This is a genomic window from Chryseobacterium luquanense, from assembly GCF_026460945.1.
Lineage (GTDB): Bacteria > Bacteroidota > Bacteroidia > Flavobacteriales > Weeksellaceae > Chryseobacterium > Chryseobacterium luquanense.
In genome coordinates this window covers 655,936-669,066 of the sequence record NZ_JAOVZV010000001.1, presented here as the reverse complement: position 1 = coordinate 669,066, position 13,131 = coordinate 655,936, and the positions used below count along the sequence as shown (strand labels likewise).

Here is a 13,131-nt window from a genome sequence, read left to right as displayed (position 1 = left end):
TAAGAACCACTCGAAAGAGTGGTTTTTTTTGCTTTAATATTTAGATAAAATCACTTTACTTTTTGGGTTTGATGCATTTTATGAATAATTTAAAAATAATATACTTTCATTATTGTTTTAATTGTACATTTGCGCCTTTAAAAGTGAAAATGAAAAAAGTAATTCTACCACTAGTTATTGCAATTTTAGCAGTAATACCTTCGAAATCGTTTGCTCAATCTAACGAAACTCTCATTAAAAATTATATTTCTCAAAATAAATTACAAGAATACAAAAAATCAGATCTTAATCAATTCGTTATTGATAATGTAGATTCTTCAAAATCATTAAATGGTGATATAGTCAAAACTCAGCAAACTTATAAAGGGTATCCAATTTATAATGCAGTTTCTACAGCTTTGATTAAAGAAGGAAAGGTTACTTACTACACAGATAATTTCATTAAAGATTATACAACTTCAAGTGACACAACTGTATCTTTAAATAAGAAAACAGCACTTGATAAAATAGCTGCTGATTTAGGCAATACTCAAATCTCCAATATTCCAATTATGGAGTTTTTTGAGAAAGGAGAAAATAAACATCTTGCAGCAAAACAAAGATTAGTTTACGCTTCAGATGATCAGGGAAATCTGAAATTTGCGTATGAGTTTTTAATTCATGAGCCAAAAACTTCCAATCATTGGGATTACCTTATTGATGCAAAATCTGGAGAAGTAATCAGTAAAGTTAATATGAATTTATCATGTAACTTTCATGAAGGAGCATACAGCAGAGATTCTCAAAATTTGAGTAATTTTTTACCTCAAAATAAAGAATATTATAATGTGAACAAAAACAGTCTGGTTTTATCAGCAGATAATGCTTCATACAATGTTTTTGCTTTGCCAACTGAAGCGCCAACTTTTGCCGCAAGAAGTATTGTTACAAATCCTTGGATTCTTGCTTCTTCTCCGGAAGGATGGCATTCAAACGGAACTACCCATTACACAATTACGAGAGGAAACAATGTCTATGCATACGATGATAAAGACGATGATGAAAACACTTTCGGAACATCTCCTGATGGAGGGGCAGTAAGAAATTTTAATTTTCCTTACGATGCAAATACAAAAGCTATAAATAATTTATCGGCTTCTACCACCAATTTGTTTTATATAAGCAATATGGTACATGACATCTTTTACAAATTTGGATTTACAGAATCTGCCAAAAATTTTCAAAGTAATAATTTCGGAAATGGTGGATTAGATGATGACGAAGTTTTCGCACAGTCTCAAGATGGAGGAGGTTACAATAATGCTAATTTTGCGCCTTACCCGGATAATTACAATCCAGTGATGCAGATGTATCTTTGGTTAGCTTCAAATAAAGTTTTATTCTATAATGCACCAACAGATGCAGTTCCGCGTAATGTTGTTGGAGCTGAAGCACAATTCGGTCCTGGTCTTAATGACGTTGGGATTACAGGTGATGTAAAATTTGCAAGCAACACCAATGGTTGTACTGCTTTTCCTGCAGGAGAATTTGCCGGAAAAATTGGTTTAATCGAAAGAGGAGGAGGTGCAAGTTGTACTTTTTCAGTAAAAGTGAAAAATGCTCAGAATGCAGGTGCAACAGGTGTAATTGTTTATAATGATACGGCCAACGGTTCTTCTCTTGGAACAATGGGTGGAACAGATGCTACAATTACAATTCCATCAATTTTGATTACGAATACTGAAGGAGAATATATTAAAACAAAATTATCATCAAATATCAACGTTAATGTGGATTTAAGACTTGATGCTAAATATGACGGAAGTTATGATAATGGTATTGTTACCCACGAATATGGTCACGGTATTTCAAATAGATTAACGGGTACTGGTTCTAATTGTTTAAATTCAAATTTGAGTAAAGAGCAGATGGGAGAAGGTTGGTCAGATTTCTTTGCTTTAATGTTGACCAATAAACCTGGAGATAACGCTTCTGTACCAAGAGGAATGGGAACTTATGCTGCAGGACAAGCAATTACTGGAGTTGGAATCAGACCTGCAAAATATTCTCCGGATTTTGCCATAAATTCTTATACTTACGGAAATACAAACGGAATGCAGTACAATAACGGTTCTGCAATAGTTCCGAATGTGCATTCCATCGGTTTCGTTTGGGCAACCATGCTTTGGGATTTAAATTGGCAATATGTTGCTAAATATGGATATGCTTCAGATGTGACTTCAGGTACAACAAGCGGAAGTGCAAGAGTTTTACAATTAGTAACAGATGCATTGAAATTACAGGCTTGTAACCCAACTTTTGTTGAAGGAAGAACTGCTATTTTAGCCGCAGAATTAGCTAAGACAGGAGGAACCGATAGATGTATGATTTGGAGAACTTTTGCAAAAAGAGGTCTTGGAGTAAATGCTTCGGCTGGGCTTAAAACCAATATCAATGATCAGGTAGAAGATTTCACTGTTCCTTCAGATTGTTTTCTTGCCACTTCTGAGACAGATAATGTGAAAAATGTTGGAATCTCAATCTACCCAAATCCTGCTAAAAATGAGTTTTACATCAATTTCCCAAGTAATACTTTAGGTAAAGTGAATGTTGAAATCTATGATATGTCAGGAAAATTAATTTCATCAGAAAGTAAAGTTTCTCCGGATGCTAAAAAAGCAATTTCTACAGATAAATTAATCAACGGAACTTACCTTGTAAAAGTAAAAGGTTTAGGAATTGATACCACTTCAAAAGTTATCATTAGCAAATAATTTCTTTTGAATAAATAATAATTGAGACTGTTTCATGTGAAGCAGTCTTTTTGTATTTAATGTGATAATATTTAAGGTAAATCAAATTCGATTTCTTATTTTTATACAGTAATAAGAACTAAAATCATGATTAATAATTTTACTTTTAAAATAAAAAATAGAAATGTTCAGATTCTGTTTGCCCTTTTTGTTTTATTACCCTGTTCTTTTTTTTCTCAGGATAACAAAAGATTAATTAAAAACTATATTTCTACTAAACACGTCCAAGATTTTAAAAAAGCCGATTTAATAGATCTTGATATTGATAATGTTGATTATTCTGAATCTTTAAAAGGAGAAATAGTAAAAATTAAACAAAAATTTAAAAATTATCCAGTTTATAATGCGGTCGGAACGGTTTTGATTAAAAATGGTAAAATCGAATATTATTCAGATTCATTTATTAAAAACTATGATTCTTCAGGTTCAGAAATTGGAACAATTAATAAGGAAAAAGCGCTTCAAAATATAGCTTTAGCTTTAAAAAATAATGAAATAGCAAACTTTCAAATTTTGGGAAGTACTTCTCCTACATCTGGTCAGAAAAATTTTGTCAAGCAAAAATTAACATTTGTTGAGGTAAATTCCAATTTAAAATTGGCTTATGAATTTTCTTTTCAGGAACCAAAATCTTCAAATTATTGGAATATTTTAGTGGATGCGAATTCTGGTGAAATTATTTCTAAGGAAAATTTAAATTTATCATGTAATTTTCATTCTGATGCTTATTTAGGTGAATATACAGTTGATATTTTAAGACCTCAAAATATTCAGAAAAATTCTTTAAAATTAGCTGATAACGCAAGTTACAATGTTTTTCCTTTACCAATTGAAGCACCAACATTTGGAAGTCGTTCCACCGTTTCAAATCCATGGATTTTAACCTCATCTCCCGAAGGATGGCATTCAACGGGAAATACAAGCTATACAATTACACGTGGAAATAATGTTTTTGCTTACGAAGATGCAGCAAATTTAGATCAACCAGGATTTTCTCCAGATGGTGGTGCAAATAGAAATTTTGATTTCCCTTTCTCGATTAATGGAACTCCGGCTTTTAACAGAAGTGCAGCCATTACCAATTTATTCTACATAAATAATAAGGTTCACGATATTTTCTACAAATTCGGATTTACAGAATCTGCAAGAAATTTTCAGCAAAATAATTTTGGAAAAGGTGGAGTAGGAAACGATTATGTTTTAGCAGAATCTCAGGATGGAGGCGGTTTGAATAATGCCAATTTCACCACACCTTCAGATGGAAACAGACCTTTAATGCAAATGTATCTTTGGTCTACAATTAATAGATATTTCTTTTATAATGCACCAATCGCAGCAATTCCGAGAGTTCCACAGGCGAGCCCGGCACAGTTTGGACCGCAACTTAATGGAACCGGAGTTACAGGAGATGTTGCTTTAGCTTCAGTAGTTGATGGTTGCTCAGCTTTACCTTCCGGATCTTTAACCGGAAAAATTGGATTGGTGGAAAGAGGAGGTAACGCAAACTGTACATTCGCTCTAAAAGTGAAAAATGCTCAAAATGCTGGAGCAGTAGCCGCAATCATTTATAATAATGCGACTGCTTCAAATTTTCCATCTTCAATGGGAGGAACAGATACGACAATTACAATCCCATCAGTTTTAATAACAAATAGTGAAGGTGAATATATCAAAACACAACTCAATAATTCATTAACGGTAAATGTTACTTTGAAAAGTGACCCTGCAACTGCAGTTACACCCGATGGAAGTTTTGATAACGGAATTATCACTCATGAGTACGGACACGGAATTTCAAACAGATTGACCGGAAATGGCTACACTTGTCTTTTAAAATCTGCAAGTAAGGAGCAAATGGGAGAAGGATGGTCAGATTTTTTTGCCTTAATGCTTACGAACAAACCGGGAGATAATGCTTCTGTACCTAGAAGTATCGGAAGTTATGCAAGTGGACAATCAACAAACGGAGCCGGATTCAGACCTGCAAAATATTCTCCGGATTTTTCAGTTAATAATTACACTTACGGAGATACAAACGGAATGGAAATCGATGAAGATGGCGAAATCGTTCCCGATGTACATAGAATAGGATTTGTTTGGGGATCAATGCTTTGGGATCTTCATTGGCAATATGCTGCAAAATACGGATATTCTTCAGATGTGACTTCAAGTACAGACAGCGGAAGTGCAAGAGTTTTACAATTGGTAACGGATGCATTGAAATTACAGGCTTGTAACCCAACGTTTATTGACGGGCGAAATGCTATTTTGTCTGCTGAAATGTTGACAACGAAAGGCGAAAACCGTTGTATGATTTGGAAAACTTTTGCTAAAAGAGGTTTAGGGCTAAATGCTTTGCCGGGAAATAAAATGAATATCAATGATCAGGTGGAAGATTTTACAATACCTAAAGATTGTACAGATGGAAATTCAAATATTCAACCCAATAAAAGTCTAGTATCAATTTATCCTAATCCTGCAAAAGATGAATTTTTTATTTATTTGAAAGATTTTACGATTGGAAGTCTTCATTTACAGATTTATGATATGTCAGGAAAATTAGTTCTTTCAGAAAATAGATCTTCACAGGATTCAAGAATTCCTGTCTCAACAAAAGACTTTGAAAACGGAGTATATGTTGTAAAATTACACGGCATCGGAATTGATTCCAGCACAAAAATTATTGTTAAAAAATAGATTCAAAAACTTTAAAAAATTACAATCACTTTAGAATTTTCTGAAGTGATTTTTGTTAATATACACCTGTCTGATTTTTAAAATAATAAGTTGTAACTTTGCCGGCCGCGAAAAAAATTATGAAGAAGAAAAATATTTTAAAAGGAGTATTATTTGTTGGCTTTGGTGCAAGTATTTACGGAATGCTCGCAACTTTCGTTAAAATGTCTTACAAAGATGGTTTTACCACTTCGGAAGTTACAACAGCTCAATTTGCATTAGGCTTAGTCGGACTATTAATTCTGAATTTCGTTCAGACCATTACCTCAAAAAAGAAATTATCATCACCGAGCCGTAAAGAATTCAGAATGCTTTTGATGGCAGGAACTTCTTTGGGATGCACAAGTTTGTTTTATTACATTGCAGTACAGTATATCGCTGTTTCTATTGCAATTGTTCTGTTGATGCAGTCGGTTTGGTTTAGTGTTGTTGTGGAAAGTTTTATCACTAAAAAATTTCCGAATGCTAAAAAAGTAGTTGCCACTTTAATTGTTTTATTAGGAACCGTTTTGGCAACTAATCTGATTAACTTAGAAGTAAAATTAGATTGGCACGGAATCTTTTGGGGACTTTTAGCAGCAGCTTCATTTACGATGACCATGTTTACATCAAATACTTTGGCAACACATTTACCGGTTCTCAGAAAAAGTATCATCATGTTAACTGGAGGATCAGTAATTGTTTTAGCGTTTTTGTTTTTCGCTCAGATCGGACCATTGTACTCTGAAAGTTTAAGATCATTTTACTTAAATTTTACTGAAAATACAGAACATATAAGACCTTTTGATTACTCCATTTTTTGGACGTATGGTTTTATTTTGGCATTGTTTGGAACAATTATCCCACCGATTCTATTTAATTTAGGCTTTCCAAATACAGGTTTGGGATTAGGGAGTATAATCTCATCTTTAGAACTTCCAGTTTCGGTTACAATGGCTTTTGTTTTATTAAGTGAAAAAGTAATCTTCATTCAATGGATTGGTATTATTTTAATTTTAATGGCAATTGTCCTGATGAATTTACCTTCCAAAAAGGAGAAACTTATTCCCGAAACCATTTCTTAAAACGAACATTAAAATTTAATTTGAAAAACTTTGTCAGCTTTTATAAGTGAAACGGCTTTGTGTAGCTTAAAAACAGTTAGCTGTTAAAAAAAAAAAAATTGCGATCGTTGCGTTAAAAACCGGAGAGCAGTAATCATAATTAAATTATAAATAACTTCCAAAACCGTTTCTTTTGAATCGGTTTTTTTAATTTTATGTCTAAATTCAATCTTCATGACCAAATTAAAAAATATTCTCACAGGAATTTCTCTTACAATTACATCAACTTTAGCTTTTTCGCAGATAAAACCTTTAGATGCTACACTTTCCAATTATCAATATCCTTTTGAAGTTCACTTTTTAGAATTAAATTCTCAAAAACAAAATCTAAAAATGGCCTATATGGATGTTGTTCCAAAAAAATCAAATGGAAAAACCATCATGCTTCTTCACGGAAAAAATTTCAATGGCGCATATTGGGAAAAAACAGCAAAAGATCTTTCAGATAAAGGTTTCAGAGTCATTATTCCCGATCAGATTGGCTTCGGGAAATCATCAAAACCTCAGAGTTATCAGTTTTCATTTGCGCAATTGGCTGATAATACGAAAGCAATTTTAGAGGAGTTGAAAATCAATAAAGTCATTGTTTTAGGACATTCAATGGGTGGAATGGTCGCTACAAGATTCACATTGATGTATCCTGAAACTGTCGAAAAATTAATTTTGGAAAACCCGATCGGATTAGAAGATTACAAAACCTTAGCAAAATATCAAACAGTTGATGAAGCGTATCAATCTGAATTAAAAAATACCGCTGAAACTTACAAAAATTATCAGTTAAAATTCTATTATGATAACAAATGGAAATCAGAATATCAACCATGGTTAGATTTAATTGCAGGCTGGACTTTACATAAAGATTATCCACAAGTTGCTTGGAACGCAGCGTTAACAAGTGATATTATTTTTAATCAGCCAGTTGTTTATGAATTTAAAAATATTAAAACTCCGACTTTACTCATCATCGGAACAAGAGACAGAACTGCAATCGGAAAAGACCGTGCTCCAAAAGAAATTCAGCCAACAATGGGACAATATCAGGAGCTTGGCAAGAAAACCCAAAGAGAAATTGCAGGTTCAAAATTAGTAGAATTAGAAAATGTAGGTCATCTTCCACATATCGAAGTCTATGATAAATTTTGGAATGCTTTGTATGATTTTATTAAATAAGCTGGAAATGAGGTGTTGGATGTTTACAATATTGAAAACAAAAACCCAAATTTAAACTTATCATGTTTTATGCACTCTTAAATATTCCCCTCCATTGGGAGAGTGGCGAAAATTTCAAAGAAATTTTTGACGGTGTGGTTAAAAAGGTTGATTGATAAAAATATCAAAATAAAAAGAGGCTCTCTAAAATAGAAAGCCTCTTTTCGTATGTGTTGTTGTCTGAATTACTTCTTGTAAGGAACGTCTTTAATTCTAGCCTTTTTACCTCTAAGATCTCTGAAGTAATAGATTCTAGATCTTCTAACTTTACCTCTTCTGTCAACTTCAATTTTTTGTAAAGCTGGCATATTGATAGGGAAAACTCTTTCTACACCTACATCACCAGACATTTTTCTGATGGTGAAAGTTTTTGTAGAACCAGTACCTCTCAATTGGATAACTGTTCCTTTAAAGAACTGAGTTCTAGTCTTTTGTCCTTCCTTAATTTCGTAATAAACAGTGATTGTATCACCAGCTTTGAATTCAGGGAATTCTTTTTTTGTAATGTACTTGTCTTGTACGTACTTTAATAAATCCATTATTAATAATATAAAAAATGTTTAGGCTAAGCAACTTACACGGACATCGTCAGAGGTTGAATAACAGATTGCAAAAATACGATTAAAAATTAATTTAGCAAATATTTATTATTAAATATTTACAGAAAATCAATATTTGTAAATTGCTCATTACCCATCACTTATATTTTGTGGGTGTGTCCCTCGCTCGGTCATTCTGCTCCGCTCCATTTCCTCACTCGGGTCGGGCTGTCCGCTGTATCTTTTTCGCAACGGCATTTCCCAATCGAAAAAAGGATGCCGCCTCCATCCCTCACGCGATTTAGTGTTTTAAATTTTTAGCCGTAGTTTTCCAGTCATGAACTTTTGGTTTTTTTTTGTTTGACTTCTTCGAATCTTTAATTTCAAAATAAAAGAACAGAATAAATTATTCTCAATTTAAAAGAAAAACACTAATTTAAGACCTTCAAATTTTATACTTAAAATGATCGATAAAAGAGTAAAAAATGCAGCTGAAGCAATCGAAGGAATCAAAGACGGAATGACCTTAATGTTAGGTGGGTTCGGATTGTGTGGAATTCCGGAAAATTCAATCAATGCTTTGGTAGATAGCGATGTAAAAGACCTAACTTGTATTTCAAACAACGCAGGAGTAGACGATTTCGGTTTGGGATTATTGCTTCACAAAAGACAAATCAAGAAAATGATTTCTTCTTACGTTGGTGAAAATGCTGAGTTTGAAAGACAAATGCTTTCAGGAGAATTGGATGTAGAACTGACGCCACAAGGAACTTTAGCAGAAAAATGCAGAGCTGCACAAGCAGGAATTCCTGCTTTTTATACACCTGCAGGTTTTGGAACTGAAGTCGCAGAAGGAAAGGAAGTAAAAGATTTCAAAGGAAAACCACATATTTTGGAGCACGCTTATGAAGCAGATTATTCAATCGTAAAAGCTTGGAAAGGTGACCATGCTGGAAATTTAATTTTCAAAGGATCTGCAAGAAATTTCAATCATCCAATGGCAGGAGCAGGGAAAATTACGATTGCTGAAGTAGAAGAATTGGTAGAACCAGGAGAATTAGACCCAAACCAGATTCATATCCCAGGAATTATGATTCAGAGAATTTTCCAGGGAGAAAAATTTGAAAAAAGAATTGAGCAGAGAACGGTTAGAAAAAAAGACTGATTTTTTCATTTCTAAAAATATAATACCCCGAAATTCAACTTTCGGGGTAATTTTATTTAATTATTTTATTACGAAGAAGTAGGAATCTCTGTTTTCAATCATGTAAACTTCCATCTTCTATAATCTATATCCAACTCTAAGTCCAAAGCAAAAGTTAAAGTAATTACCCGATTTTTTTTCCATATTCAATTCTCTGAAAAACGGAACTAAGCCTGTTCCCACAATTTCATGTTTAGACTCATTGTAATCAATAGCTGTATTTTCTACCTTTCTGTTCATTAATCCTAAACCTATATAAGGTTCAAGAACAATTTTTTTGGATACTGAAATCTGATTTCCGAACAGCACATTAAAACCTTTCGCCTTTCTTTTAAATCCGAAATTATCGGTGTATTTTACATCGGCATTATTTAAAGGAGAATAATCTACAATATCTGTACTTTGATTTTCACGATAAAATAATTGTAATCCTACATAAAATTCAGTCCTTTTAGATTCAATTCTTGAATTGAGCAGTTTAAATAAATATACTCGACCTTCAAGATTGGTTTTGAAACCTCGTGATTTTAATATAATAGTATCTGCTTTGCTAAATTCATAAAGCTGATATCCAATTTCACCATTCACACTGAAATAAGGATTTATTTTTCTTTCAGCAGAAATCATTACTGTGGGATAAGAGACAGCATCCACTAATTGCGTAGCATTAAGCTTTAAAATCCACTTGCTTTCCTTTGATTCCTGCGCAAAAATCAAAGTTGAAATCGTTAAAATAATAACAGATAGAAGTTTTTTCATCCAAATCAATTTAAGTTTTAAAACGATTTAAAATTACTAATAAAATCACCCTGTTTTGTATTATTAAAAAAAATGATTGAAAATATTTAGAAATCAAAATCTTATTTGAACTTTTTACCGAAATATTTTCAATTTAAAAATCAAAGAAACTTTTGTGCGTTTTGTGGTAAAAATCAAATCAAAGGTAATTCTGCAGTCTTTCTTTCTCCGATTTGCTGTCTCCACATCGCATAATACAGTCCTTTTTCTTCGATTAATTGTAGATGAGAACCCGTTTCAATTACTTGTCCGCGTTCTAAAACAAAAATTCGATCGGCATGCATAATTGTACTTAATCTGTGCGCAATCAAAACAGTAATCTGCTCTTTTTCTCTTGAAATTTCTTTAATGGTTGTCGTAATTTCTTCTTCCGTAATACTGTCCAAAGCTGAAGTTGCTTCATCGAAAATTAGCAAATGTGGTTTTCTTAATAAAGCTCTTGCAATGGCAATTCTCTGTTTTTCACCACCGCTTAATTTTAATCCACCTTCTCCAATGACGGTCTCAATTCCTTTTTCAGCACGTTCTAAAAGAGCGGTGCAGCTCGATTTTTTTAAAGCTAATTGTAAATCTTCTTCAGTCGCAGAAGGATTTACAAATAAAAGATTTTCTCGTATTGTTCCTGCAAAAAGTTGAGTGTCTTGTGTTACAAAGCCTATCTGATTTCTCAATTCATCAAAATCAAATTCCTTTCCGTCAATATTATTGTAAAGAATAGAACCTTCCTGCGGTCTGTATAAACCGACTAGCAATTTCACCAGTGTACTTTTTCCTGATCCACTTGGTCCTACAAAAGCAATCGTTTCGCCATTTTTTACATGAAATGAAATGGAATTTAGAGCTTTATAATGCGCACTTTGATGTTGAAAAGAAACTTTTTCAAATTTTAAATCTTCAATAGCTCCGATTTTCTTTGGAGTCAAAGGTTTTGGTTCCACTTCTTTTTTCATCACGCAGTCGAAATTCTGAAGTGATGCTTCAGCTTCACGATAAGAAATAATGATGTTCCCGATTTCCTGCATTGGTCCGAAAATAAAGAATCCGTAAAACATTAACGATAGATATTGTCCCGGCGTTACAATGTTTTTAAAAATCAATAATAATAAAGTGAAGGTGATTACTTGTTGTAGAAAATTAACTAAAGTTCCCTGTACAAAGCTTAGCGAACGAATACTTTTCACTTTTCTCAACTCCAAATTCAGGATTTTATAAGTATTATTATTCAAACGCTCAACTTCCTGATTGGTCAATCCTAAACTTTTTACAATTTCAATATTTCTAAGACTTTCAGTGGTGCTTCCTGCTAAAGTTGTCGTTTCTGCAACAATATTTTTCTGAATTGTTTTAATTCTCTTACTCAATAAATTGGTTACAACGGCAATAAGAATAATTCCGACTACATAAACCGGCATAATCGACCAGTGTAAACGGATGGCATAAACTGAAACGAAAATAATGCTCACCAGAATTCCGAAAAAGACATTAATGAAATTGTTGATAAATTTCACAGAATCCTCACGCACTTTAGTTAAAATTGAAAGCGTTTCGCCACTTCTCTGGTCTTCAAATTCCTGAAAAGGTAATCTCATAGAATGCTGTAGACCATCAGTGAATATTTTAGCCCCAAATTTTTGAATGATCACACTTACCACATAATCCTGAAAAGCTTTGGCGATACGGCTAATCATGGCGGTTCCAATTAATAATGTTAAAAAGTAAAAAACTCCGTGGTAAATATCTGTTCCGTACAAATATTCATTTAGAGTTCTTGGAATAAGTTTTTCTTTATCGAAATGATTGGGCTGATTGACCAATTTATCCAGTATATTTCCTGTAATCGCAGGTGCGAAAAGTGAAAAAACCTGATTGATAGAAGCTAACAACAACGAAGCGAAGATTAGCCATTTATATGGTTTTAAATAATTTAATAGAATTTTCATTTGTAAAATTAAAAGCGCACAAATTTACGACAAATTGAGTAGTAAAATTTATCATAGGATAAGAAAAGAAACTATTTCGTAATTCTGGAAAAATGGTTAATTTGGCGGGATAAGATTATACTATGTTAACGAAAGAACAAATTGCACAAAGAATTTCCAGAGAAGTAAAAGATGGCTACTATGTAAACTTAGGAATCGGAATCCCAACATTGGTGGCAAATTATGTTCCCGACAATCTTTCGGTAGAATTCCAGAGTGAAAACGGAGTTTTGGGAATGGGACCATTTCCTTTTGAGGGAGAGGAAGATGCAGACGTCATCAATGCCGGAAAACAGACGATTACGATTTTGGAAGGTGGTTCGTTTTTCGATTCTGCGTTCAGTTTTGGGATGATCAGAAGCCAGAAAGTTGATTTGACCATTCTTGGTGCCATGGAAGTTTCAGAAAACGGTGATATTGCCAACTGGAAAATTCCAGGAAAAATGGTGAAAGGAATGGGAGGGGCAATGGATTTGGTAGCTTCAGCTGAAAATATTATCGTTGCAATGATGCATGTCAACAAAGCTGGAGAAAGTAAAATCCTTAAAAAATGCTCACTTCCTCTTACAGGAATTAACTGTGTGAAAAAAGTAGTGACTGAATTAGCGGTCTTAGATGTAACTCCAGCTGGTTTCAAACTTGTTGAAAGAGCTCCCGGAGTTTCGGTAGAACATATTATCAAATCAACGGAAGCAGATTTAATCATCGATGGAGAAATTCCGGAGATGCAGTTCTAAATAAAGCAAAAACCTTGTCTAATGGACAAGGTTT

At 33.2% G+C, this 13,131-nt stretch carries 9 protein-coding genes; 6 read left to right on the top strand and 3 right to left on the bottom strand.

The window, feature by feature from the left end; translation table 11 throughout:
- Positions 1–149 precede the first annotated feature (149 nt).
- The 4 genes from OEA66_RS03090 (at position 150) to OEA66_RS03075 (ending at position 7,801) form a co-directional block, all read left to right on the top strand.
- Entirely contained in the window at positions 150–2,753 is a 2,604-nt protein-coding gene (locus OEA66_RS03090; protein WP_267279980.1) for a T9SS-dependent M36 family metallopeptidase, read from the top strand.
- Between the two features lie 126 nt (positions 2,754–2,879).
- Positions 2,880–5,489, top strand: a complete 2,610-nt coding sequence (locus OEA66_RS03085) for a T9SS-dependent M36 family metallopeptidase (RefSeq protein WP_267279979.1) — start codon at positions 2,880–2,882, stop codon at positions 5,487–5,489.
- Positions 5,490–5,608: 119 nt separating this feature from the next.
- Positions 5,609–6,592: an EamA family transporter gene (locus OEA66_RS03080; protein ID WP_267279978.1), complete on the top strand. Its 984-nt coding sequence runs from the start codon at positions 5,609–5,611 to the stop codon at positions 6,590–6,592.
- A 213-nt stretch (positions 6,593–6,805) separates the two neighbouring features.
- The gene (locus tag OEA66_RS03075; RefSeq protein WP_267279977.1) at positions 6,806–7,801 is read left to right on the top strand and encodes an alpha/beta fold hydrolase; all 996 of its coding nucleotides are present in this window, start codon (positions 6,806–6,808) and stop codon (positions 7,799–7,801) included.
- A 224-nt stretch (positions 7,802–8,025) separates the two neighbouring features.
- On the opposite strand, the gene rplS is transcribed toward OEA66_RS03075, so the two are convergent.
- Entirely contained in the window at positions 8,026–8,379 is a 354-nt protein-coding gene (rplS, locus tag OEA66_RS03070) for a 50S ribosomal protein L19 (RefSeq protein WP_267265038.1), read from the bottom strand.
- Positions 8,380–8,842: 463 nt separating this feature from the next.
- Here rplS and OEA66_RS03065 point away from each other — a divergent pair, with 463 nt between their 5' ends.
- Complete coding sequence (locus OEA66_RS03065) at positions 8,843–9,544, top strand: CoA transferase subunit A (protein WP_267279976.1); 702 nt, start codon at positions 8,843–8,845, stop codon at positions 9,542–9,544.
- A 117-nt stretch (positions 9,545–9,661) separates the two neighbouring features.
- Here the strand turns inward: OEA66_RS03065 and OEA66_RS03060 are convergent, their stop codons facing one another.
- Positions 9,662–10,342, bottom strand: a complete 681-nt coding sequence (locus OEA66_RS03060) for a DUF3575 domain-containing protein (RefSeq protein ID WP_267279975.1) — start codon at positions 10,340–10,342, stop codon at positions 9,662–9,664.
- A gap of 173 nt (positions 10,343–10,515) precedes the next feature.
- On the bottom strand, positions 10,516–12,321 hold the full coding sequence (locus OEA66_RS03055) for an ABC transporter ATP-binding protein (RefSeq protein ID WP_267279974.1): 1,806 nt from the start codon (positions 12,319–12,321) through the stop codon (positions 10,516–10,518).
- A 122-nt stretch (positions 12,322–12,443) separates the two neighbouring features.
- Here OEA66_RS03055 and OEA66_RS03050 point away from each other — a divergent pair, with 122 nt between their 5' ends.
- The gene (locus tag OEA66_RS03050) at positions 12,444–13,097 is read left to right on the top strand and encodes a CoA transferase subunit B (protein ID WP_267279973.1); all 654 of its coding nucleotides are present in this window, start codon (positions 12,444–12,446) and stop codon (positions 13,095–13,097) included.
- The last annotated feature ends 34 nt before the right edge of the window (positions 13,098–13,131 follow it).